Genomic DNA, 25,431 nt, shown 5'->3' with positions numbered 1-25,431 from the left:
GTCTCCTTCTGACTGTAAGGTGGTTTTGATTAGATTCGAATCGGGATAACGCTACACCCTGACCAATCAACGCCGACCGTGCGCCCACGCCGTCGTTCGCTATGTGTTTCATGCGTGCTCGTGTGACTCGTAGCCGACCAGCGCCTTGGTCTCCAGGTATTCGCGCAACCCGGCCTCGCCCCATTCGCGGCCATTACCGGAACGCTTATAGCCGCCGAACGGCGCGTGAAAGTCCGGCGCGGGATAATTGATATGCACACCGCCGGCACGCATCGCGCGCGCGACCCTGCGCGCGCGTTCGAGATCTGCCGATTGAATGTATGCTGCAAGACCATATTCAGTCCCATTCGCAATTCTGATCGCTTCTGCCTCGGTATCGTATGGCATCATCGACAGCACCGGACCGAATATCTCCTCCCCCGCGATTGTCATGCCCGGTGTAACGTTCGCGAACACGGTCGGCCTAACGTAATACCCGGCCTCGAAACCGTCAGGCCTTCCTGGACCACCGGCAACCAGCCGTGCACCTTCGTCAATGCCGCATTGAATCAACGCTTGTACACGCTCGAACTGGTTGCGGTTGACGAGCGGACCGAGTTGCGTGGCCGGATCCGAAGTCGGCCCGAGACGAAACGATTCCGCTTCGCGCTTAGCGATCTGGGCTGCGTCGTTCATCAAGTGCCGCGGCACAAGCATGCGCGTCGGAATTGAGCAGGACTGCCCCGAATTCGTGAAGCAACCGGCAACGCCCCGACGAACCGCGCTTTCCAGATCGACATCGTCAAGCAGGATGTTCGCCGACTTGCCACCGAGTTCCTGGGCGACACGCTTCACCGTCTCCGCCGCGTACTTCGCGACGGAGACTCCCGCTCGGGTAGATCCCGTAAACGACACCATATCGATGTCCGGGTGGCTCGCGATTGCAACCCCAACGCCGGCGCCATCGCCATTGACCACGTTCAGCACGCCGGGTGGTACCCCCGCCTCTTCGGCGACCTCAGCAAAAAGCAGCGCACTCAGCGCTGAATACTCGCTCGGCTTCAATACCATTGTGCAACCCGCGGCAAGTGCCGGTGCAATCTTCACGACGATCTGGTTGATCGGCCAGTTCCACGGCGTGATCAATCCACAGACGCCAATCGGTTCGAGAACGACGCGTGTGCGCCCACGCACCTGTTCGGATTCGAAGCGCTCGAGCACTTCGAGGATCGCGTTCAGATGCGCCGTGCCTCTGACAGCTTGCCCGTTCCGCGCAAACGTGATGGGCGCCCCCATTTCGATACGCATTGCTTCCGCAAATTCGCCGATGCGACGCTCGTACGCCTTCAGCATTCGACGGAGAAGCGCAACACGTTCCTCGACGCTCGTTGCCGCGTAACCAGGAAAGGCGCGCCGCGCCGCTCCAACTGCGAGATCGACGTCCCGCGCGTTGCCCAGCGCGAGTATTCCGTAAGCCCGTTCGGTTGCAGGATCGATGAGTTCGAACCAGGAGGGGTCGCTCGGTTCGACCCATTTTCCATCGATATAGAAAAATCCAGTTCTGTACATTGAAATCTCCAGTTGGTGCGGATGCGTCAGTCGAATTGGCCTCCGCTGTGGCGGGCTAGCCCACGCCACGACTACGACCCGTCGTTCTCCGCTCCTACTTCTATTGCAGTGTGGTCACGAGACCAAACCTCCGCCATCGAGCGGCTACCCCATTGCACTCCACTCCGAAGCGGCACAGTCACGCCCAGCTGATCAGACCCAACCGCTCGCTATGAATGTCAAATCTGGATACATTTAATATTGTATGACATTCTGTCAATATGTATCTTTTCCATATGAGGCACGGCAACTCCTCTGAAAAAAAATGCCTACGGAAGGCCTGTCCTCGCTAACGGACTCGTCGACTGACCTATGTCTCACGGCGAGCGAATCGGTCGCCGCAATCATTGCGACCTCTCGTCATGGAGTTTCCCCAGATTGCGACCATCGGTAATGGACCACGGCACATCCTAAGGTGTGTCGGTGGTGGCCAGCTTCGCAGCGTTCATTGCGGTCGCATGGGGCTCCATAGAAATGGGCGGACTCCGCTCCACGCTCGAAACGGCGCTGTTCTGGCCGCAAGCGTTTGCTCGACATTGGCGGTTGTACCTTCGGATGTACATGCCGCGTTCGGCTGATGCCGAATCTGATCATATTGATATGGTTGCGCAGGTCTAGAGCGTGATACTGCGTAGCTTTGAAAGACAACTGCCCTTGCGTGACAGGTAGCCTTCGTTGCCGATTACTCCTGCACCAGCGTGTTCGATGCACCCGTCGGTGCATGATCCGGAAGGAGGCCGTAACGCTTGAGATCCTCCCAGAACGCAGCCGGTGCACAACGGTTAGCGGACGCGAGATTCTGCTTGATTTCGGCGACATTCTGCCCACCAAGGACGACGGTCGCGACCGCCGGATGCTTACTGACAAACTCGATCGCTGCAGCCGCAAGCAGCACGTCATGCTCGCGGCAGACTGCCTCGATTGCCGCCACCTTGTCGAAGATCTCGCGTGGCACCGATTGATAATCGTAAGTTATCGCCTGCCCCTTCGTGCCCGTCGCAAGTATGCCGGAATTGAACACCCCGGCCGCGAGGACCGATACGCTGCGTTTCTGCAGTTCGTCGAACGCGGCATCCAGCGGGGCGTGATTCAGGAGCGTGTAACGGCCCGCGATAAGCGCACAGTCGATCTCGAACTCCCGAGCGACCTCGATGACGCTGTCGGTCTCGTTGACGCCTAGCCCTACCGCCGAAACAGCGCCGCTACTGCGCAGCTCGTCGAGCGCCCGGTAACCGCTCTTGCGCATCTGCTCCAGGTAAATACTGTTCTGGTCCCCGTGCCATGAATGGCCGAGGTCATGTACTAACAGAACGTCGATATAGTCCAGCCCTAGCCGGAACTGGCTATCCTCGAACGAGCGCATGATCCCGTCGTAGGTGTAGTCGTAGGTATCGCGAAACGGAAGCGGGTCCACCCATTCGATCCCATAGACCGTATTGAGCCGATTCGTCCGGCTAGCCGGCTTAAGCACACGCCCTACCTTCGTGCTGATAACCACATCGCCGCGTATGTCGAGTTCTCTCATTGCATGTCCGAGGTAGTACTCCGCTTTCCCGAAGCCGTACATCGGTGCAGCGTCAAAGTAACGGATACCGCCCTCATACGCTGCCTCGATCACGCGCTCGAATTCGGCATAGTCGACCTTCGTCTTGAAGCCCGCCAGCGGCACTGTGCCGAGACTGACTGACGTGACATTCACACCCGATTTTCCGAGTTTTCGCAATTGATAGCCTGTCATGAGTGATCTCGCTCCAGATGAGTATGAAAAGTCTCGATTTGAAAGAACCACGCTGTATCAGCGTGGCATGCAGTACACAGAAGCCGTCCGGCGAACCACGGCACTGGCTGCATGCACGGCAATCGCCGATGGCAGCAAGTCCCGCCAACGGTCCAGTGGGCTTTCGATGCTGGGCTCGCGAATCTTCCGCCCTAGTCCGTCTGTTAGTGAATTGCCGCGTACATGATGTGTTCTTCGCTCGCTTTGTCCGGATTGAACTCTTCTACGATGCGCCCTTGTCGGGCAACCAGAATTCGGTCGGACAAGCCCATAATCTCGGGCAGATACGACGAGACCATCACCACCGCCAATCCCTCGTCGGCCAACGAGTTGATCAATCGATGAATCTCGGCGATTGCACCCACGTCGACGCCGCGTGTCGGTTCGTCGAAAATAACCAGCTTCGGATTCTGCACAAGCGCCTTCGCGATCACGACCTTTTGCTGGTTGCCGCCGGACAGCTCGATAACTTTTGCATGGCGATTGATCGTCCGGATCTGCAATCGCTCGCGCCATTTTTCGGCGACGCGCTTCACCGCCTCGTCGCTAACGAACCATTCCTCCTCGAGATCCGAAGCCATCTGTCCCAGATAGATATTGCGATCTACCGACATATTGTCGAACATCCCCTCGGCCTTGCGGTCTTCGGTGATATAGGAAATTCCGCTCTTGACGCCCGGACGCGGAATGCGGAAGCGCACATCCTTGCCGTCGAATACGATTTTTCCGCCATGGAAGAACGCGCGTTTAGTGACCCCAGCAATGACTTTCATTGTCTCCGTGCGTCCCGCGCCAACGAGGCCGAACACGCCAGTAATCTGTCCAGCGTAGACCGAAAACGCCATGTTTTTGACCAATGTTCCCATCGATAAATTCTGGACACTCAGGATCCGCTTTCCCGCCTTGCGCAATACACGCTTGCGATCTCGCTGGCTGTAAATCTCGTCGGTCAGTTCGCGCCCCACCATGTTCCGTACGATTCGCTCCCTGTCGAATTCGCGTGTTTCTCCGGTAACGACGTGCTGACCATCTCGCATGATGGTGATCCGATCGGAGATTTCGAGTGCTTCCTCCAGCGCGTGGGAAATGAAGACAATCGACGTTCCCTGCTTCTTGATCCGGTTAATCAGCGAAAAAAAATGCGCCTTTTCTTCGGGAGTCAGCGTCGCGGTCGGCTCGTCGAAGATGATCAGCTTGGCCTTGTGCATCACCGCTCGCGCAATCTCGACCATCTGCTTCTGCGCGGCGCCGAGCTGCGACACGTAGGCGGTTGGATCCACCGAGAACTTCAGTGACTGCAGGAATTGCTGGGCCGCGATATAGAGCGGACGTAGCCGGTTGAAGGTCTTTTCGTGTCCGAGGAAGATGTTCTGTGCGACCGTGAGGGTTGGCACCAGACTCGTTTCCTGAAACACCATAACGATACCGGCACGCAGTGCGTCCGCCGGCCCCGAAAAATGTACCTTCTCGCCGTTCACTCGGACTTCGCCACTGGTCGGAACATACACCCCCGCAGCGAGCTTCGTCAGCGTGGATTTTCCTGCGCCGTTTTCGCCGAGCAACGCGTGGACCTCGCCGAAGCGCACGTCGAAGTTCACGTTCTGGATCGCGGGCGCACCGTGGAACTCCTTGGTCACGCCGACGAGTTGGACGACTTCGCTCATGCCCGCTCCTTTCCAATGTCAGCACGAAGGGAGACGACCTTGCCGCCTCCCTTGCTCGTCGCATACAGGACCGACTCCCACTCCACACAGCTGGTAACGCCGTGTGTGCTACCACTCGCACGACTGTGGTGGCTGGCGATCGGATTCAGGTGACGATCAAAGTGCACGATCAATCCATAGGAACGCGACGGCGCCCACGGCTTGAGGATCCCCAACTGCTTCACACCGCCCCCCTGAAGGGGCTCCAGAAACGACTTCCCACTCGACAACACCGGCGCAATCCACAAGTTAGGATCGGCGATCTCGGCGAGCATCCGCCGACGGTAAGCCGGCTCCCGCAGCACGAACTCGATCAATTGATTGCGCGGCGCGATGACTGACAGCCAGACCCCGCCATCCGAAGCCGCGACCAGCCGGAACGGATAGCCAGGTAAATCGTCGGCGACTGTCGCCATGGCACCGCTACCGTCGATTGCGATTTTCAGCAGCCGGTAACGCCCGGTTTCTGCAACGACCAGCGAATCCGGCTCAGTCGGATGAACACACACCCCTGCCGGTGACGCCAAACCACTTGCGAGCGTTACGCTCTCGCCGGAACCTGGATGATAGCGATGCACTGAACCGCTTCTCCGCATCTCCATCAGATCGCGTTGCCAAGCGCTCGGTGCGTTATCCCTCGAACCATCAACCACGATCAGTTCGCCTGACGGTAGATACAGCAGGCCAACTGGACTGAGTAGGCGATGGACGCCGAGCGTTGTAACAATCAAGTCTCCGGCGGTACCGCGCAGGTGAAGCTGCCCGTTTTCGAGCCCGATGGCGAGTTCCCCGTGCGGCCCCGATGCCAGCGCGGTGATTGTCGAAGGAAATTCCTCTACCACTTCGCATGTGGCGTCGCGTGATGCCATCAGGCGCGAGTGCGACGAAAAGAAAAGTCCGCTCGCTGTCCGAACCAGATTGTCCGGTGCATCGATCTCGACGACGGCGGTCGCTTCGTCGAGATCGCTATTCGGTCGGAGTGGCCCGTCCATCACGGGAATGGTCACCGCGTAGTCGCCGCGACCAGCGAACCGGTCGAACCAGCGCGTCAGAAGACTGTTCATGCCCGCTTCCCCCAATAGCTTTCGACGCCGCTCCACTCAGGATCTGCTCCATCCAGCTTCAGACGCCCGATGCGGTTGTTGGTAATCCCCCCCAGATACAGGTAACCCTTGTGCTCGCGCATCGAAGTGATCATCGGATGGTTCTGCCCGCGCTTGTCCCACATGGCGTCGAGTATCTCGCCGGCGTCGTTGTACTTGATCACGCATCCGGTGTTGATGTTTGGGTAGAGCCACTCGTCGTGCGGAATCCGGCGCGCCATGCGCTTGCGAAAGCTCGGAGTTCGTAACGAGATGTCGAGCGCGGGGGTGCGCATGCCCATGATCGCGCACCAGTATGTACCGTCGGACGCCCTGTTGATGTTGTCCGGATAGCCCGGAAGATTCGGCAGCAGTCGTTCAAGCGTCCCCTTCTTCGGACCTTCAAGCCAATAGCGATTAACGCGCGCGCCCCAGCTTTCTGCGAAGTGGATCGACATGCCGTCGTGCGCGAGACACACGCCATTCGGGAACACTAGATTGCGCAGGACCGTGCGCGTCCTTCCGGTGGCAGGGTCGTAGCAGACGATTCGCCCGTTTCCCCGGCTTTCGAGTGCATCGACCGGCCAGGCATGCTGCTCGTACCTGATAGTCGCCTCGCTGAAATAGACCTTGCCGTCGGGCGCTATGTCGAGGTCGTCCGCAAGACGCATTCGCGAATCGTCGATGATCGAGAAAGGGCTTCGGTTTGTCTGATCAGTGGCAAGTTCAACCGTGCCGTCCTGCTTCACCCGATAAAGTCCCATCCCGCCGACGCACGAATAGAGATTGTCGTCCTTGTCGAATGCCATGCCGAGTGGATAACCGCCGATGTGTGCGAACACCTCGCGGCGGGTATAGTCCGGCGAGAAATAGCGGATGATGTCGCCGTGACGCTCGCCCGTGTATAGATTGCCGGCGCGGTCGAAAATAACGTCCTCCGGGCCTTCGAGCTCGCCGAGGCCAATCAGCTCGACTGCATCGAGTCGGCTGTTGACGCTGAACGGAGAGTTGGAGCCTTCCTCGGTGACGGGCACTTCCGGGAGCGCAACGAATGTCGGCGACACATAGACCTTCGCGAGGATGCGCTGAAGATTCTTGAGCCAGCGCACGTCGATCGCCACCGCGACCAGCAACACAATGCCAAGCACCGCTGGCCCCGCACCGCTCAGTAAACCCAGCCGGATTACACCGTTCGAAATCGTGAGGACGGTAATCGTGCCGACAAGCGCCTTGACGACGGACCCGCGCCCACCACCGATGCTGTTGCCACCCAGGATCGCGGCGGTAAGCACCGTTATTTCGAGGCCGACACCGGTATCCGATCCCGCGCTGCTCAATCTCGCCGCATAAAGCGCTCCAGACAGACCACAAAGCAGCCCGCAGACGATATAACTTCCACAGACGGTGCGGCGGACATTGATCCCGACGTTATTGGCAGAGCGTCGCGATCCGCCGACCGACATCAGGTGCCAGCCAGCTCGCATGCGACTCAGGATGATGTGGACGCCAATACCGATCAAGAGCAGCAGCAGCAAGGACGCGGGCAGACCAAACACGTCTCCGGTGCCGACGAACATCCATACCGGCTCAAGCGGGATACCCAGTGCGAGTTGAGATGAATATCCGAGTAGGATCGTATCGACGATCGCTCGTACGATGATCAACATCGCAAGCGTCGCGAGAAACGCTCGCAGCTTCATGTAACCAATCATCACGCCGTTGATGGCGCCGATCGTGCCACAGCACAGCAGGACAACGCCGAGCGTTTCCCAGAAATTGAAGCCAAAGACGTTCGGCACAAGCATCGCCAGCACGTTACCGAGCGCGAAGTTCGAGCCGATGCTCAGATCGATGCCGCCACCAGCAAGAACGATCATCAGCCCGATCGTAATGAGAGAGACCTCGCCGAGCTGCCGCGCCGATCCGAGCAGATTACCCGCGGTCAGGAAGCTCCCGTCGATCACGCTGAACAAGGACAGCGTCAGAATCATCAGGACAAACGGAACGAAGTTGTCGAACCATTTCTTGCTCATAATCTCGCCGACTGCCCGATCGGGGAGCACACGGTAGCGCAATTCGGTCATTCGCTCCGCGAACGTGAGCCTGACGTTTGTGCTGACCTGCGCGTTCGTCTGGTCAGCCAGTGCGTCATTGGAAGTCAATGCGTCCATACTCGACATGTGGCACTCGGAAGGTTGATTCGCAGTTGGCCGGCGGATCCGAAGGCGTCACGGTTCGCCGACCCCGGCACTTGCGGTTTGCTAAGCTCACGGCTTGCTAAGATCTGCCTGCACGTAGCAGTCACCCGGCTTCATGTTTTCAGGCGTGATCATGTGACGATGGATGTACAAGTTCGAACTCAGCGTGCCGGGCTTCGGCTTGGCCTGCAGCAGGAAACTAATCATCGTATTGATGTCACGCGCTTCGCCCCGCACGTCCAGACTGACAACATCGGTAAAGTTCCCCTTGGCGATGTTGTCACAACTCGTCTGCACGCCGCCGGCCGATGTCGCGATCGCCACCTTGCCGCTCATGCCCGCCTCCCGGACTGCTGCTGCGGCGCCGATGTCCTGGCCGTCCCAGAAGCCAATGAAGCCACACAGGTCACGGTTCTGCTGCAGAACCGTCTGCGCAATCGCGTGCGCCTTGCTCGCGTCCCATTCAGCCGCTTGATTCGACACAAGTTTCAATTCTGGATGCTTGGCGAGCACATTCATGACGCCTTTGATCTGGAACACGCTCGCCGCCGCCGTCAGCGGGCCCTGCAGCACCGCGATCTTGCCGGACTTCCCACTGCCCTTGCCGCAGCGACGTACCATTGCGTTGCCGAGATCCTCACCGAGCGCCACCCAGTCCGGACCGGCATACGCCTCGGTATCTGCCGCTGAGTTCATGTTGATTTGCAGAACGTAGATGCCCGCCTGCTGAGCGCGTTTTGCGAGTCGCGCGTAGGATTGGATGTCTGGGTTTTGGATGATGATAATATCCGGTTTCGGATTTTCATTGATCAGCGACTCAATCGCCTGTGCACCGGCCTGCGTGTTCCAGTTCGGGTCACGAATCGTGAACGTATACCCGAGGGTATCCGCCTGGCGCTTCCACAATGCGGCCCAACCATCCGTCAGATCAAACCCCATCGATAGTGGGACAAACGCAACCTTCTTTCCCTTGAACGTGTTGTAATACGGGGCCCGATGAGGATCGTCCAGTCCGTCAGCACGCGCCCACCCGGTCAGGAATAACAGTGCTGACAACACTACCAGCCAAGCTCTCGATTTCATCTCCTACTCCTCTGTAATGGCGCCCGGCCACACCGGCCGTCGCGTTTTTTGATTGGGTTAGATGTCGCCTTGCTGGGCAGTCTGCTCATCGCGTGGATTCACAAGCGAATCCACAATGATCGCGAACAGCAGGATCACGCCCTTGAAGATGTTCTGCGCGGTGAAGGGCACATCCATGATCGTCATGCCGTTGACCACAGTACCGATTAACAGTGTGCCAACCAGCACGTTCCGAACACCTCCCTTACCTCCGCTGAGGCCGATGCCGCCGAGCACGACCACGAGAATCACGTCATAGATCATGGTCGAGTTGACGACTCGCGTATTGATGCTCGATACGCTGGTCGCGGTGAGTAGGCCGGCCAGATAGGCGACTGCCGCCGAGATCACGTATTGCAGAACCTGAATCTTCCGTACCGATATGCCCGCGACCCTCGCGGATGCGAAGTTGTCGCCGATTGCGTATGTGAACGCGCCATATTTCGTGTATCGCAGGTAAAGGAAAGCAAGCGCACCGACGACCGCTGCGACAATGATTGGAACCGGCACGCCCGCGATGAATCCCTTGCCGAGCAACTCCCATGCGCCGATGTTCGCCGGCAGATAGATCACATCGGTCGGAACGAGCAGGAATCGGCCAAGACCGTAGATCGCGATCCCAAGCGCGAGAGTGGCGAAGAGCGACGGAATTTCCACGTAGGCGATCAGCACGCCAGACACGAAGCCGGACAACAGTGCGAGCAACAACCCGACGAGCAGACTGACCTCGATCGGTACACCGCGGTTCGCCAGATAGAGCGCAAATGCAGTCCAGATTGCCATGTTTGAAATCATCGCAAGATCGATCCCGCGCCCGATCACCACGATCGCCATGCCCACACCAAGGATGGCGAGCACCGAAACACCTCGCAGAAGCGTCAACACGTTGCCAACTTCAAGAAATCCGTCCAAAAAAACCGACAGCCCGACGAACGCGACCACGAAGATTCCGAATACGATCAGATCCTGACTGAGATGCCTCTTCACGACTCCTCCATCCTTGTTTTTGATGCCGTCGAAAAACACTGCCGGCGATTCATTTCGCCCGTCTGGCTTTCAGCACCCGCAGACTACAAAACAGCAGGGCGCTTCGTTGCCAATCGACGGGGCGTGAAGATTGCCGACGGACGGCGACTGTCGCTCAGGATTCGCGGTGCCCGGTCGTTCTCCATGAGCCATCAACTCTTCGACGTCATGCTACTATTATATGTTTGTATTACAATCCTACCGGACAATAGTACTGCCACCATCACTGCAAAGTCGAATCGGGAATTTCCCGCATCATCTGGCTTTCTGACAAACCTTGCGACGTCATCAGGTCCGTAGTGCGTCTTATCCACGTCCGCGCATCCGCAACCTCGGTGGCACCTGCAAATGCCCGACTAGATAGCGCCTGGATGCCTGTGCAACATGACAATGTCCCAGGCCGGATCCTTCCAGCGCGGGTAGCGCCGTAGTACCAGTGGGTCATGCCCCGGGATCAGGTGGTCAGGGCTAGCGCAAAGGGATAGCAATCTCTGGTAGCCATCCAGCATTTCGCCCACATGCAGAACGATTGGGAAAGGTGATGCCTGCTGGATGTTGTCGTAGAAATGACTTGCATCCGACGCGATGACGATCCAGCCGCGCGCCGTATGTACGCGTACGGCCTGCAAACCCGCGGTGTGGCCGCCGACATGAATCACTTGTAGTCCGTCGGCAATATCCTCATCGCCGCGTCTAAACTCGACACGGTCGTCATACACTCCGCGCACGACGTTCAGTACGTCCTCGACGGCATATGCGTGACGCAACAGCCCGTGCCGCATGTAGCGCCCAGTCGCATAGTGCATCTCGCTTTCCTGGAGATGTATCCGCGCCTCAGGCAACAGTCCGAGATTGCCGGCGTGATCGTAGTGAAGATGAGTAACGATCACGTCAGTAATCATTTCCGGCGCGAGGCCGAAAGACGTCAACGCCTGGATCGGGCAGCGCAGCAGCATTCTGCCCCGTTCGCGCGCAGCCGCTTCATTGAATCCGGTGTCGACGAGATAAGTTCTGCCTGCGCCGCAGATGAGCCACACGTAGTAATCCATCGGCATAGGCGACATGTCGTGCGCGTCGCCAACGATGAAGTTATCCCGCCGCCGACGTTCGACAGTTGCGTAACGCAATGCATAGACTTCATATGTCGGCAGTTCACGACTCATCGCAACGTCTCCCGCGCAATCGCGCCGTTAAGATTCGGGTATTGGCGCAACCAGACACTGAAGACACCGTTGTCGTATAGGTGCCGTCACCGTACATCTGGGCGAGCCGGCCGGCACACGGCCGAGCCGAATCGCGCCCACCCGCAATGTGTGGAACGTCAGGCATGGAAACGCGTCCGACGTACGGGCTGACGACTACTCTTCCACCGAGGTCTTCACGGGCTTGCGCAGACCGGCCTGCTCGAGCAGTGGCATCACGCGCTCGTTCCAGAACGGCAGTTCGGTGTTGTAGTCGACCATTGAGATGAGTGTGCCGTCAACGCCGGTATTCGACAGCTCGATCAGCTTATCGGTGACCTGCTCGGGTGTGCCGACGATCGGATAACCACCCCAGCCGGCGATGAACCTGGCCTTGAACTTCTGGTACATCTCCGGACTGTGATTCATGCTCTGAACCTGAAGCACTTCGCAGATGTTTTCGCACGCCTCCCAGTCGCCCTTCTCATGTACGTAGTAGTCGAAGAACTCCTTCGCTTCCTTTTCGGTCTCGCGCACGACGACCGGGCACGACGTGAATGTGCCGATTTCACGGCCATACTTCTCCGCGGCATGCTTGCGCGTCTCTGTCACCCATGCCTTGCCTTTCTCCATGTCCTCCATGAAGCCGAAGCTGATGTCGCAATGCTTCGCGACGAAGTCGCGCCCCTTCGGCGACGCACCCGCGCAGATCAGCACTGGCCGCGGACTCTGATAGGGCTTCGGGTTGCTCACACCGTCGTTGATCGTGAAGAAGTCGCCCTTGTAGTCGAAGCGTTTCTCCGTCCAGAGTTTTTCCACGACTTCGATCCATTCAGACGCGTACTCGTATCGGGTATCATGCTCCATCATCTTCACGCCAAACATTTCCATTTCTGGTGTGAACCATCCACAGACAATGTTGATCCCGTATCGGCCTTTCGAAATGCGATCGATCGTTGTGGCCATCTTTGCGGCGACGATCGGATGCAGCGTCGGTACGTGGGTCGTCGAGAACAGATAGACGTTCTTCGTGGCTGCGGCAAGCGCCGCTGCCCAGGTGAATGTGTCCATGTTATCGCCGTTGAAATCCGACTTGCCGCCGAAGCCGCGCCAGCGTGCGATCGGAACCATGCATTCCATACCCGACGCCTCGAGCATTGTGGCGATTTCAAGGTTCTTCTCGAACGTAGGCTCGAAGTCTGTCTCGACTGTCGTAATTGCGCACGCATTCGAGCAATTCGCGCCGAAGATGCCCAACTTCAGTTTGTTCTCGCCGAACATCGGATTGCCGGCTTCGCGGAATGCGTCCAGATTATTCATTTCACTCCTCCATGTATTGGATTACTCGAATGGGATCGGCCGACGCGATATGCGTCTAGCACACCGCAATTGCTTCAGTCTCTTTCCGGTAGGCAACCAGGTCTTTGATAGTCCCGAACCTAATGCCGTGACGTGCGGCGAACCGCAGCAGATCGGGCGCGCGCGCCATCGTGCCGTCCGGATTCATGATTTCGCAGATCACAGCTGCAGCCCCCAGTCCGGCGAGGCGAGCGAGATCGCAACCGGCCTCCGTATGACCCGCGCGTTCAAACACGCCTCCGCTCCGTGCCATCAGCGGAAAAACGTGCCCGGGGCGCCTGAAGTCCTCGGGACGTGCGGACTCCGAAACCGCACTACGGATCGTCAACGCGCGATCGGCGGCCGAAATGCCGGTCGTCACTCCCGCCGCAGCATCGATCGACACAGTAAACGCCGTGCCCAGCCGACATTCGTTCTCTGGGACCATCAACGGCAACCGCAATTCGTTGCACCGGCGCTTCGTCAACGCAAGACAGATCAAGCCTTTGCCATGCGTCGCCATGAAGTTAATTGCTTGTGGCGTCACGGCATGTGCGGCCATCACGAGGTCGCCCTCGTTCTCACGATCCTCGTCATCCACAAGGACAATCATCCTGCCTTTGCGTATTTCCTGAATGAGTTCTTCGGTGCTCGCGTTCATCGTGACTTGAAAGATTAGTCGTCAGGTTGGTTTTCCTTGGAACAACCAAAGTTTGCACTACGCCAGATCAAGCTTGGTCAGTGCGTCGACCAGGTAGGGTCTGAAGCGATCCGGATCCTCGCACATTGGGAAGTGTCCAAGACCAGGCATCTCCACCAGCCTCGCGCCCTTGATGACAGACGCTAGCTTGCCGCCGTCCGCCGGAGTCGCCGAGTAATCGTATGCACCACACAACAGCACGACCGGCGTGCGGGAACAATCGATTAACGGGCCTATCGCCTCGCCGTCAAACTCATCACTGTAGAACGCCAAGTCGCCCGAATAGACGCCCGGAGCACCTTGCGAATAAATCCACGCAGCCATTCTTCTCGCAATCTCTGGGCTTGTCGGGCTCATAAGCCCGCGCACGTAGCCCGCGTTGTGCAACGCGCCGTGCACACCCGCGTGATGCTGGAACTGATTGCGCCGCCCCTTCGAACGGAATGGCGGCTCAACAGCCACGATTCCATGCGTCAGATCGGGACGCCGGGCCGCAATAACCATCGCCATCGCGGCGCCCATCGACCCACCGACGATGTATGCAGGCTCACGCACGAGCTGCTCGAGAACCGCAACGCACCAGGACAGGTAGAGATCGGTGGTCAACTTGTAGGAGCCACCGTCCCACGCATCCGGCGGCAACGAGCGTCCGTGGAACGGCAGATCGACCGCCCACATCGAGTACGATTTCGCGAGCCGCGTGTCTGCGAGCTGACCGAAATATTGCCGCGAATCCGCGCCGGCCGTATGGAGAAACAAGACCGGTATGCCGCGCCCAGCACGCTCGACGTACACGTTGTGTCGGATGCCACCGATCTCGACTGGGTAGTACTTTCCAGTGATCTGCGTCACGTCGCGCGCGATACTGCCGTCAACAGCCGCAGATGCCAAGACGACTTTCTCCACGATTCGCTCGAGTACAGGCCGGCAACGTGCAATTGCAATCGGCTCGCCATCTACGTTGAATACGTCGTTCGCGAGCTGCAATGCGGTAAACGAATGAAATGTCGGCGCAGGAGGAACCTCGAGCACCTTCGCCCAGCCGGCCGCGTCGGCACGAACGGTGACGTCGGGATTCACATGCGACTCTACGAAATTCGCATGGCCGTCTTCGATAGCGAACGTCAAAACGTCGTCGCAAACGATAAATTGGACTACTGCAGAAAGCCCCGCCGCGAGACGGGGAATCTCAGGATCCTCGAACGCGGTCGTCACGCGCTTTCGAAGCATCGCGAGTACATCCATCTTGTATTTTTCCGTCTCTTCCATGTTGCACCTCTCAGGGGACCGCTCCCATACCACACTGCAAGCCTGGTCGGCCCGACACCTCGCCATCAGTCGAGGTTCATTTCCTTGAAGACATCTTTCGCGACGCGGAAGCTGTCAATCGCGGCCGGCACTCCGCAGTAGATTGCCACTTGCAAGAACACTTCCCCAATTTCTTTCTGCGTCAATCCGTTGTTGATTGCTCCACGCACGTGCAGCTTTAATTCGTGCGGACGGTTCAGCGCTGAAATCATCGCGAGGTTCAGCAGACTGCGGCTGCGACGATCGAGCCCCGGTCGATTCCAAATGCCGTCCCAACAGTATTCGGTGACCAGTTCCTGCATTGGCCAGTTGAATTCGCTTGCGCCCGCGACCGAGCTTTCGACGTACTCACTTCCAAGCACTTCCTTGCGGGTTTTCAGGCCACGTTGAAATTTTTCCGAAACTTCGCGATTGTTCAGCATCGTGACTGCTCCTTGTTGGTTGGTCGATCCTGGTGCCGCGCTCGACCCATCAGGGAACGAAGCGCACCCATACTGGCACCGTTGAAGCGATATTGACTGCTATCAGACAATCTGTCAATTACAGATAGCTCGACTAATCACTAGGGAATTCCCTAGCGGCAGATAACTGATGATCTCCAGAAAAGCCGCAGGTCCTTCGCCGCAGCGCAATGCCTGACGAGCAACGAAGCGCTCAACCTGAAATGGCCTATGAGGCGGGACGATATGGCCCCGTCTTGGCTGCCCGGGTTCACGCTTAAACAATTGGTCTCAGCTCTATGCTGAGCGATGGACAGTGCATGACGTCTCAAGCGTTCGGCATCCGAGACGGTACGCTCAAGATGATTTCGGTCTTGATGAAGAGCAGCGTGGGTTCGTCGATGCGCCGGCCGGGTTAGATCGCCGCGCATAGTCGACCAAGGAACGATTGACTCAGAAGCAGAGATGTGCGATTGCACAAACTACAGGCCGCGCCTTACGCAGATTCGCGCCAATGACGACCTCCTTTCACCTGGGTTGAAAGACGCAATCCGTATGGACGGCGGCAAACTCAACCCGCAGGCAAGCGGGCCAAGGTGGAAATTCGGCTTGGATGAAACCGCGTTCGCATACCCGCTGCCCGCGGATAGACTGCGGTCGGTCGACACTCTGCAATTGGGCACTGATAGACCCAGATGGTTGATACGCGACGCGGCGATCCTGCTGCTCGCGAATACCGCGTACCAGGTGATGGTGGCCGTTGACAAACGAACTGCGTGATGCCTGCAGTTCGCTTAGCGGACAGAAGGTGGAACGCTGCAGTCCCGCGCAACCGCGCGTTGCATGCCACCATTCCGCATACTCAGACGATCGAAATTACGGCGCGTCAGCTTTATTGGATACTGCCGTCGCCTTCACGATCATTTCGAGTGCTACGCGACTTGCGATCTCGATGTGCCGCTGGCATGCCCGTGCCGCGTTCTCGCCATCGCCGGCCTTGATTGCGTCAACAATTTCCTGAATTTCCGCGACGCTATCCTTGAGCCGCCCCGACTTGGTCATCGACGTGGCACGCAACGCAGAAATGCGGTTGTGCAGCGACGTGAGCGTCTGCGTCACAAATGGATTGCCCCCGCCCTCCAGCAAGACCGCATAGAACTTCGTCTTGGAATCGAGCAATACCTTTTTGTCGCTGCGTTTCGCCGCCGCTTTGAAGTCCTTGAACGCGCTTTCGAGCGCTGCAACCTGTCCGGGCGTACCGATTTCCGCGAACCGCCGCCCCGCGTACCCTTCGAGAAGCCCACGAAACTCATAGAGATTGCGCGTCTCCTCCATCGTCATCGTGCTGACCGTCGGACCACGATGGGGGATCGTCGCGATCAAACCCTCCGCTTCCAACTGACGGAGCGCCTCACGAATCGATGTCCGCCCGACCCCCGTCATCTCGCACAACTCCCGCTCAACAAGTCGCTGCCCCGGTGCAAAGTATCCGCTCGAGATAGCCTCGCGCAGTTTCTCCTCAACCAATAGCCGCAGCGTGGCTGCCTGACGAGGGATCTGCAAATTCGTGGTAGACATATTCGTTCGATAATCGATTCGAAAATTGATTGAAATTAACGCAGCAGCGACGGAGCAATCCCTACCAAATTGACGTACCGCCGTCAACCGTGAGCACGGAGCCAGTCGCAAACGTCGAGCGGTCTGACGCCAGCCATAGTATCGCCTCTGCAATCTCTTCTGGCCGCCCCATGCGCTTCAGCGGCGAACGATCATTAAGTGCTTTGCGAACTTCGTCAGGATTGTCGCTCTCCGCGAAGCTGCGGTCAAACCAAGGCGTTTCGATGGTACCCGGTGCGACACAATTGACCCTGATATTCTGAGCAGCATGATCTAGCGCCATCGCCCGAGTCAATGACGCAATCGCCCCCTTCGATGTGACATACGCGACCCGATTGGGAATTGCTACCATCGCAGTATACGACCCCGTATTGACAATCGCCCCCCCGCCGCAACGTTCCATAATAGGAATCGCGTACTTCGAGCACAGAAACACGCTCCGGACGTTGACGTTCATCAGACGGTCCCAGTCTTCTTCCGGCAGATCCTGCACTGTGCCCGCCACTCCGAAGCCAGCATTGTTGACGAGAACATCTAGCCGCGAGAATCGCGCGTCGACGAACGACATCAGAGCACGGACGTCCTCGGAATTGCTTACGTCAGTCCTTACTGCCACTGATTCGCCACCAAGCTGGCGCGCCACTTCATCGGCCGCTCTGCCGTCCTTGTCTGCGACGACCACCGTTGCCCCTTCACTGCGAAATAGCTCCGCCGCTGCTCGTCCGATCCCGCTCGCCCCGCCTGTGACAACCACCACGCTTCCCGCAAAGCCCATAGCTCCTCCGTTCTGAATATTCCCGTCGCCTCGCCTATGACCAGATGAGCAGGACACCCTCGAGATCAATTCAATCCTATGCCAGATTAACTAATTGACAGATTGTCTGCAAATCTGGATTATACATCTACGCGGCACATTGAAGGTCAATGTGCGTTACACGAATCGTTCGTCGAGCGGCACGTTCGCTCCTCAAGCCGCAGGATATTCCTGAGACGTAGCGGGGAATGCACGCGAACGCCCGGTCCCGTTCCGGTCGGCGCCCACTGCGTCTGAACGAGTCAACAATTCTGGAGACGAAGATGGCAGAATCCCAAACGACCCCGACCGGTCACGCTCTGCAGCAACATGCTCAGGACGTCGCGAATCAGAACCGTCAGGCTCTATCCCTGACTTATAAGCAGGCGATGCGGCGCTTGACATCCACGATCGCGATCATTTCCACAGAGTTCGACGGCGAACCGTTTGGGATGGTGGCAACGGCGGTCAGTTCGCTTTGCGTGGATCCTCCGGCGCTGCTCATCTGCGTCAACCGGTCAGCGAGCATTTCGCAACCATTGCTGCATCGCGGCCATTTCGTCGTTAATCTGCTGCGCCACGAGCATCAGGAACTGGTCGGGCTGTTCAGCGGAAAGATCAAGGGACGCGAACGATTCGAGCATGGCCGCTGGGATCACAGTGAAGGAGCGCCGATCCTGACGGACGCGCAAGCCGCGATCGTCTGCGACGTCGACAGTCAGATTCACTATGGTGGGCACGACGTCATCGTCGGGCGGGTCAAATCGGTTCGCGTCGAAGATGAGATCGCCCCACTGTTGTATCAGGATGGCAAACTCGCGATTTCGCGTTACATCGATGCGACACACTGAACGCCGTCGCGCAAAGCGACGTCACGTTCGACACGATTTCCCGATTTTCCTTGTTTTATCGGAGTTTCGAAATGGCGCTTCAAGGAAGCTGTTTGTGTAAAACGGTGCGGTACGAGATTGACGAGATCGATGGGCAAATCTGGGACTGCATGTGCCAGACATGTCGCAAAGCACATGCCGCGCATCACAATACAGCCGCTCGGGTCAAGCGGGAACATTTTCGCGTAACAGACGGTGCAGAAATGCTCTCACACTTCGAGTCGAGCCCGGGCAAATTTCGTCACTTCTGCAGACGCTGCGGAACCCACGTGTATGCCGAGCGCTCGGAGTTGCCGTTTGTCGTGCTGCGTGCGGCGACACTGGACTCTGATCCTGGACTGAAGCCGTCAACACGGGTATGGACGTCGCACGAAGTGCCCTGGCTGCAGTCCCATCCAGACATCCTTACCTTCCCGGAAGGTGCGCCCAGCTAGGAACGGCGGCAGCATCCCCGCAACTGGACACCAGCCTTGTGGTTTTGAAGGCCTAGTCCGCGGTGCGGCAACTGGGTACGCACGTCTGCAATTGACACGGGGCAAAATCCGATGAGAGCCGCAGCCGTTGTGCTTGCTGTGTTTGAATGTCCGATGACTCGAACACGCCCCGCGGCAGGTGCGTTTCCAGAGAAAGCTAACGCGCCGTCAACACCGCACGACGATAAAATCAACCGCCATCGTGTGAATAGTCACGTGGCGCTTGATGCGCTCTTCCTGTGGCACATGGTAGCCATAGGCGTTCGGATGCTCGTTGGACTTGCTGATGCCGCCGGACAAGCAGTCGATCAAGTCGATGCCGATGCGAGCGCCTTTGCAAATACGACACTATGCTCTATCGGTACACTGGCGCGGCTTCCGTCGACAACTGATGCGGATGAATAGTGGAACACGGGCAGGCCAGATCGCGCGCAGCCCCGCCGCAATATTCAGCGGAAGACGCATACGGCCCCCGGATCACCACCATATTATCAGTTCGCAAATTGGTGAGCGGCGACATAAACGCGTTCAGGAGAATACCATGCGCACAACGTAGCTTGAGCACGTCGAATCCCGCTTTCAGTCCGCATCACCCGGCGTAGAACGCAATAAATCTGTCAATCCGGAATGCTTGTAAAGGCTGAGTTCCACGGCACGAGTTGACATGTTTATTTCCAGTCCGAACGAAATAAAATCGTCAATTCGCATAAGTCCGCATTAAATGCGTCAATCCGCGTCCTAGACTTCGAATTTTCTCCGTAAGCCACTGATCTTATGGACAATATTATCGATTGTCAGCCGATCGCGCTCGACCGTCCCCGCGGCGCCCATCGCCTTGAAGCGTTCAGCCTGAAGGCGAACCGACGACTGACGCTGTACCGCCAGTCCTCGCTCGAGCAGTGGGTAATCCTTGAGGCAGATCCAGCGGTCTCCGCGTTCTGTGAGCGACCGGGTTTTATCCAATCTGAAGGGAAACGCTATCTCGCGGATTTTTGGGTGCGTTACTTTGATCGTCAAGAGTTAGTTATCCTATTTGATTCGGACTCCGCGCCGTCTGTAAAACCAGACGCGGTCCTCGGCACTGCAGGGCTGACGGTCAGGTCGGTTCAGTCATCTGAAATCGCTGCCTCGCGCGCGTGGATAGCGAACTGGAAGCGGATGCTCCCTTGCCTCGTTGCCACGCGTGGCCTCGTACCTCCGTCGCTCAGTAGCGCGATTGAGCGGTTTGTTGCTCGTCCGCATCGGCTACTTTCGATTGAGCGCGAGTTCACGACCGGGGATCCAGTTCTCGTGCGTGCCGCAGTTTTCGGCTTGCTGCATGCCGGCCGTGTGCAGGCACCGGAACTACGCGCGCACGAATTGTCGCTGCTCACGGAGTTTGTCGCCGTTGGAGAAGTGGCATGAACCGGCGGCGTGCTGATTTTCAGGCTCTGGACGTTGCGGCATGGCCCGGCGTCGCCTACACGGAATTCGGTGACGAAGAGCGTCGCGCTTTCCAGCGTCGTGTGAATGCCGTCGAGCGTTATGCGACGATCAGGGACGATAAAGCACCCTATCCGCTGGACCGGGTCATCGGCAGTTCCGGGCGGAGCGACCGAACCAGTTGCGGCTTTCGGATTTCACCTATGGTACGCCCAGCCAGCGTAGTCCGCCCACACGGGGGTGAAGCTGCTTGAGCATGTCTGGAATGTATTACCTGGAGAAGTTGATGTGGCAGTGCTAGGAACATGCCCTTCTTCCGCTGCGGGAGGAAGCGAGCCGAAGCGGCGGTGACTTGCTGACACTGGCATGCCGATGCCGCGCGCGATGTACTGCGGGAGTATGTTGTTGAACAACTGGCCGAACGTAACGCGGTGCTGATCATGGATGAAACCGGCTTCGTCAAGAAGGGGCAGCACTCGGCCGGTGTGCAACGCCAGTACAGTGGCACCGCAGGCCGTATCGAGAACAGCCAGATCGGCGTGTTCCTCTGTGTCCGATGGCTCGGCAAGATGAAGGAACTCGCTCCACGGTTGTTCGTTCACTGGCGTATCGCTCGGCGCGAGGTTGGGTAACGGGAGCCGGATGAGGTGCGAGCCTCACGTCCGGTTCTGCGAGAGCCTCGGGGTGAAACTCCTCGGGGCTACTCACCACTAAGGCTTGAATGGACATTGTCAAACCGTTGGGTTGGTCCTGTAATATCAGGCAACTTTTCACGAAGCTGAGTCTACGCGCGCCATCACTTTATGGAAATAACTCACTGTATGCTTAGTGGCCTAGCGCCAGCTACCCACAAATCGTCCGGTTTCTAAACGTTCGTCATGTCGGGTTTTTCCATCAAACTCTCGGCAAGTTGACAATGCCGTGCACACTAGCGTTATCGAGCTCATGACTTCTCCAAGGCTAACCTTTTTGAAACCGTCTGAGTTTGTGAATCCAGACGATATTACATGTTCCGCGACTGCAGCGGTAATCGACACGCGCGACTATCGCGACATCGGTTTTCATTCACATTCGAAGGCTCAGTTGACCTTTCCATTGAACTTAACTGTGTCGGTGCAGGTTGAAGATGTTGTCCATTGCATCCCACCTTGTCACGCGCTTTGGATTCCGCCTGACGTCCCACACCGTTCATTGACATCCGCACCCGCTGCTATCGGGTTCTTATATTTCGAACCCGGCGAGGACCCCGTCTGGCAAGGGCTTAACCTTTGCCGAACGCTCAAGGTGGATCCGCTGCTGCGGGAAATGCTCTTGCGCCTTTTGCAAGGCACACCGCTTCGCCGCACTGAAGCACCGCGTGAGGCGCGGTTTTCGCGAACTATGCTTGACGAGCTCGCTTCCTCGCCGGAGGTTATATTTCGTCTTGTAATGCCCTCCGACCGTCGGCTGCGACGACTCGTTGAACTACTCTATGCGGATCCTGCTCAACGACTATCATTGCGCGACTGGGGCGAACGAATAGGCGCAAGCGACCGCACGCTCAGCCGTCTGTTTCAAGTGGAGACAGGCATGTCCTTTGGAACCTGGCATCGTCATTTTCAGATGAGTCTCGCTTTGGAATGGTTAGCAGCGCGACACCCCGTCACGCGCATTGCCACGGCTCTCGGGTATCAGCATTCGAGCGCATTTATTGCCATGTTCAAGCGAACCGTAGGAAGGAGTCCAACGCAATATGCGTCAAGCCTACCAGCGGTAGGCTTCGACAGCGAGAATGAGCAGGGGTAGTCAAAAATATTCAGTCACGGAGGCTCCCACAATCCTACCGCGTCCCACCATCACTGTTGGCACTCCCCCTAGACTTGAACCGTATAGTTCATATCGTTCGTTTGTCAGATTTCGGGCGAAACCGGATAACTGGGTCTTGCCGTTGGCACTCCGCCATCCAATGGAGGCATTCACGACGCCGTAGGGATGCAACGAAAACGAGTTTTGAACGTCGACAGTACGCGAGCTTACAAACTGGTAGTTCGCACCGAGCATAATTTCACCGGGCAGCCCAAAACGTCCCGCGGCGAACGCATATTGAAGTCCCGCATTAGCTGTCCACGAAGGAATGTACGGAACGCGGTTGGTCGCGAAGGACGCATTTGAACCTCCGGGTTTTAACTCCGCGTGCGTATAGCCTATAGCGCTGTTAAGTGTTAAACCTTTGCTCAGAAGAGCCCGTGCTTGTAGCTCGAAGCCAGTTGTATAGTAGCTTTGATAGGTCGTCTGGAATGTCGATGTGATGGGATCAAGATAAGTCAGAACGCCATCTTTGATGTTGTTGTAGAAGACGCTTCCATCCAATTGTAGTTTTCCTGCGAGTAAATCCAGTTTGGTGCCGACCTCGTAGGTCCATCCCGATGCCGCGGGGTAGGCATCTGCGACTTGGCCGTTAACAGGCGTGTTGTAAAGCGGAAAAAGTTGCGATGAATGGCCTCGTGCAATTGAAATGTAGGTCATCGCTTGGTCGTCCCATTTGTAATTCAGTGCGATGCGACCCGTAAGATAACCCTGCGACGTCGAATTTGTACCGCTCAGCGCCGCCAGGTCGGCCGCGTTGCTGTCAGCCACGTGAATATCATCGTGACTGACACGCCCGCCGATCGACAATGTCCAACGATCGTCCAGCGCTACTGAGCCGTCCGCAAACAGACCTAGGTTAAGAGTTGTCAGGTTCGTGTGTTGTGTGGGCGTAAGGTTTGAACTGCTCCACCACCGATCCGCGTCCGTATGGTTAGCGTTCACACCTACAACCCAACGGTAAGGTCCGCCCTCCACAGAGTTCAGCCTCAGTTCCTGACTGAAAATTCTCTCGCGATCATCTGTGAGGACGGGCTGGCTTACGATGTAAGCTGATGGAATACCTAAGGCTTCGTCAACCAGTTGATCAGTCACATTTGTATTGGCATCAAGCTTGTTTTGTTGATATCCAGAGATTGACGTCAACGTGAACTTATCAAAGGGATGTTCAATTTTCAGTGTGAGGCTTGATTGCGTCGTGTCCTGTTGTGGTTCCGTCAGGGTTCCACTGACGGGATCCGACGCGGTTTGCTTTAGAAAAAATGGCGAATTGCCATCGTCGTGTGTGTAGCTTCCAGTCAAGGTGGCGACGGTCCCGTCGCTGCTTCGGAACCTGAAGCCTCCACGGAAAGCCTGGACGCGTTGAGCGTCGAGCCTGTCGGTGTATACGCTTCCAATATCGCCGCCATAGTGACTTAACCGAACCGCAGCGCGCCCGTCCAATTCATCGGGAACAATGTTTCCTGCCACGACACCTTCCTGTTCCCAATATCCATGTGAACCCACTTCGGTGGTGACGTGCACGTCACGCTTACCGTCTGGTTGATTGGTGACCACGTTAATCGCTCCACCGAGCGTATTACTGCCCCATAGCGTTCCCTGAGGGCCCCGCAACACCTCAACCCGGTCTACGTCGAGCAAGACGTTTGATAGACCGGACATACTGGCTGGCACGCCGTCAACAACAAACCCGACCGTTCCGTCAGAATTGTTCACTGGGCCGCCTAACGAACTAACTCCGCGTATGGAAAAGAATCCTTGGTTAGCAGCCCAGTTGTTCCATAGCACGTTCGGAGCGTTTTGCATGATCGCGACGGCCGGGTCCAGCGGCGCGGTTCTCATTACGTCACTTCCAATAGTTGTTATGCTTTCCGGAACGTCTTGGGCTCGCTCGGTTGTTTTGCGCGCAGTTACCTTGACGGGTGGCAAGCTAGCCGTGTCGTCGGAGGAGGCGGAGTTCGATGAGGAACCTTGTTTTTCTTGCCGGATCGTCTCCAAATCATCACGGCGCGTTTGGGCTCGCGCGTTTAATGGCATCACACCGGCAAGCGCTAAGGCAGCGGGTAATAAAAATCGTAGGCATGGTTTAAAGATTGCGCGTCCTTGGGACCGCAAGTCATATGCCCAGTAAATCTTTTCTTCAATCATAATGCGTCTCATTCGTATTTGAGATGCGAAGTCTACCCACATTGGGACATCTTTTGATAACGCGAAGCCGCCATGCACTTACTCGACACGGCCAAAATTTGTCACCGATCGGCGTATTAGCGCCACTTGTTGATCCGAGCATAGGCGCCGCCGACATCGGGTGTTGCACGCGATTCGACTTTTCTGATGGATCCGCTCCGTTTCTTCTGATCGGGAGTGTCCATGACCAACCGGAGTAACTGTCTTGAACGTCAAGCGTTTACGGGGCGGACTGTCCGGATACTGGGTTATACAACCCCCAGCAAGTGGCGCGACTGTGGACTGACATCCGACTGAGACCCGACACCCTCCCTATCGCGGAGGACCGTCTCCCCCAACACAAACATTGTTGTCCAAACACTGCTTATTCACGATGCAAGAACATGCCGCTTGTTCGTAAGCGCTCGATCTGGCACACACGGGACCAATATGTCCGCGTGGCAACGTTCGCGTCAATACGGTTCGGAGCAAGCGCTGTTACGCGGTCAAGCCGTAGGCTGCGAGAAGTTAAACGGCAGCAGGTCGGTAACATCGGCGTCTAATGCTCGTTGCGGCAATTCGCTGAGTACCCGTACGAGGTATGCATAAGGTTCGACGTTGCACGCTCGGCACGTGAGCATCAAGCTGTAGATCATTGCGCTGGCCTTCGCACCGGCAACGGTGTCACTGAACAGCCACGAGGATCTGCCCGTGCAGAATGGCCGAATGTCGCGCTCGATGACGTTATGCCGACTCCCGGATT

The 25,431-nt window shown here is 57.3% G+C and carries 19 protein-coding genes and 3 pseudogenes; 6 read left to right on the top strand and 16 right to left on the bottom strand.

Going from position 1 to position 25,431, the window contains the following annotated elements:
• Positions 1-108: 108 nt before the first annotated feature.
• The 14 genes and pseudogenes from PQR40_RS35015 to PQR40_RS34950 form a co-directional block, all read right to left on the bottom strand.
• Positions 109-1,548 (bottom strand): aldehyde dehydrogenase family protein, encoded by a 1,440-nt coding sequence (locus tag PQR40_RS35015; protein ID WP_408510881.1) that lies wholly within the window; start codon positions 1,546-1,548, stop codon positions 109-111.
• A 721-nt stretch (positions 1,549-2,269) separates the two neighbouring features.
• Positions 2,270-3,325 carry an aldo/keto reductase gene (locus PQR40_RS35010; protein WP_408510880.1) on the bottom strand — a complete coding sequence of 352 codons (1,056 nt, stop codon included), beginning with the start codon at positions 3,323-3,325 and terminating at the stop codon, positions 2,270-2,272.
• Positions 3,326-3,528: 203 nt separating this feature from the next.
• The gene (locus tag PQR40_RS35005) at positions 3,529-5,028 is read right to left on the bottom strand and encodes a sugar ABC transporter ATP-binding protein (RefSeq protein WP_408510879.1); all 1,500 of its coding nucleotides are present in this window, start codon (positions 5,026-5,028) and stop codon (positions 3,529-3,531) included.
• Positions 5,025-6,131: a strictosidine synthase gene (locus PQR40_RS35000; RefSeq protein WP_408510878.1), complete on the bottom strand. Its 1,107-nt coding sequence runs from the start codon at positions 6,129-6,131 to the stop codon at positions 5,025-5,027. Before PQR40_RS35000 ends, PQR40_RS35005 begins: the two co-directional genes overlap by 4 nt.
• On the bottom strand, positions 6,128-8,329 hold the full coding sequence (locus PQR40_RS34995; RefSeq protein ID WP_408510877.1) for an ABC transporter permease: 2,202 nt from the start codon (positions 8,327-8,329) through the stop codon (positions 6,128-6,130). The genes PQR40_RS35000 and PQR40_RS34995 overlap by 4 nt, the downstream gene beginning before the upstream one ends.
• Before the next feature lie 87 nt (positions 8,330-8,416).
• Positions 8,417-9,430 (bottom strand): sugar ABC transporter substrate-binding protein, encoded by a 1,014-nt coding sequence (locus PQR40_RS34990; RefSeq protein WP_408510876.1) that lies wholly within the window; start codon positions 9,428-9,430, stop codon positions 8,417-8,419.
• Between the two features lie 57 nt (positions 9,431-9,487).
• Entirely contained in the window at positions 9,488-10,456 is a 969-nt protein-coding gene (locus PQR40_RS34985) for an ABC transporter permease (RefSeq protein WP_408510875.1), read from the bottom strand.
• Between the two features lie 395 nt (positions 10,457-10,851).
• Entirely contained in the window at positions 10,852-11,658 is an 807-nt protein-coding gene (locus tag PQR40_RS34980) for an N-acyl homoserine lactonase family protein (protein WP_408510874.1), read from the bottom strand.
• Between the two features lie 195 nt (positions 11,659-11,853).
• Entirely contained in the window at positions 11,854-12,996 is a 1,143-nt protein-coding gene (locus PQR40_RS34975; protein ID WP_408510873.1) for an LLM class flavin-dependent oxidoreductase, read from the bottom strand.
• Positions 12,997-13,063: 67 nt separating this feature from the next.
• Positions 13,064-13,675, bottom strand: a pseudogene (gene ribB, locus PQR40_RS34970) (3,4-dihydroxy-2-butanone-4-phosphate synthase); the annotation flags it as partial.
• 57 nt (positions 13,676-13,732) lie between these two features.
• Entirely contained in the window at positions 13,733-14,983 is a 1,251-nt protein-coding gene (locus tag PQR40_RS34965) for an alpha/beta fold hydrolase (protein WP_408510872.1), read from the bottom strand.
• Between the two features lie 65 nt (positions 14,984-15,048).
• A complete protein-coding gene (locus PQR40_RS34960; protein ID WP_408510871.1) occupies positions 15,049-15,444 on the bottom strand; it encodes a carboxymuconolactone decarboxylase family protein in 396 nt (131 codons plus the stop codon).
• Between the two features lie 894 nt (positions 15,445-16,338).
• A complete protein-coding gene (locus tag PQR40_RS34955; RefSeq protein WP_408510870.1) occupies positions 16,339-17,127 on the bottom strand; it encodes a GntR family transcriptional regulator in 789 nt (262 codons plus the stop codon).
• Complete coding sequence (locus PQR40_RS34950) at positions 17,102-17,854, bottom strand: SDR family oxidoreductase (RefSeq protein WP_408510869.1); 753 nt, start codon at positions 17,852-17,854, stop codon at positions 17,102-17,104. Before PQR40_RS34950 ends, PQR40_RS34955 begins: the two co-directional genes overlap by 26 nt.
• A 302-nt stretch (positions 17,855-18,156) precedes the next feature.
• Here PQR40_RS34950 and PQR40_RS34945 point away from each other — a divergent pair, with 302 nt between their 5' ends.
• The 6 genes and pseudogenes from PQR40_RS34945 to PQR40_RS34920 all read left to right on the top strand — a co-directional run bounded on the left by PQR40_RS34945 (position 18,157) and on the right by PQR40_RS34920 (position 22,442).
• Entirely contained in the window at positions 18,157-18,723 is a 567-nt protein-coding gene (locus PQR40_RS34945; RefSeq protein ID WP_408510868.1) for a flavin reductase family protein, read from the top strand.
• Positions 18,724-18,794: 71 nt separating this feature from the next.
• Complete coding sequence (locus tag PQR40_RS34940) at positions 18,795-19,196, top strand: GFA family protein (RefSeq protein ID WP_408510867.1); 402 nt, start codon at positions 18,795-18,797, stop codon at positions 19,194-19,196.
• A 153-nt stretch (positions 19,197-19,349) separates the two neighbouring features.
• Positions 19,350-19,640, top strand: a complete 291-nt coding sequence (locus PQR40_RS34935) for a hypothetical protein (RefSeq protein WP_408510866.1) — start codon at positions 19,350-19,352, stop codon at positions 19,638-19,640.
• 369 nt (positions 19,641-20,009) lie between these two features.
• On the top strand, positions 20,010-20,639 hold the full coding sequence (locus PQR40_RS34930; protein WP_408510865.1) for a hypothetical protein: 630 nt from the start codon (positions 20,010-20,012) through the stop codon (positions 20,637-20,639).
• A 380-nt stretch (positions 20,640-21,019) separates the two neighbouring features.
• Positions 21,020-21,205, top strand: a pseudogene (locus tag PQR40_RS34925) (transposase); the annotation flags it as partial.
• A gap of 421 nt (positions 21,206-21,626) precedes the next feature.
• Positions 21,627-22,442 carry a helix-turn-helix transcriptional regulator gene (locus PQR40_RS34920; protein ID WP_408510864.1) on the top strand — a complete coding sequence of 272 codons (816 nt, stop codon included), beginning with the start codon at positions 21,627-21,629 and terminating at the stop codon, positions 22,440-22,442.
• Here the strand turns inward: PQR40_RS34920 and PQR40_RS34915 are convergent, their stop codons facing one another.
• Positions 22,443-24,650: a TonB-dependent receptor gene (locus tag PQR40_RS34915; RefSeq protein WP_408510863.1), complete on the bottom strand. Its 2,208-nt coding sequence runs from the start codon at positions 24,648-24,650 to the stop codon at positions 22,443-22,445.
• A gap of 524 nt (positions 24,651-25,174) precedes the next feature.
• Positions 25,175-25,417, bottom strand: a pseudogene (locus PQR40_RS34910) (transposase domain-containing protein); the annotation flags it as partial.
• Between the last annotated feature and the right edge of the window lie 14 nt (positions 25,418-25,431).

The organism is Paraburkholderia sediminicola (assembly GCF_046026855.1).
GTDB classification, from domain to species: Bacteria; Pseudomonadota; Gammaproteobacteria; order Burkholderiales; family Burkholderiaceae; genus Paraburkholderia; species Paraburkholderia sediminicola_A.
This window is presented reverse-complemented; position numbering and strand designations above follow the sequence as displayed.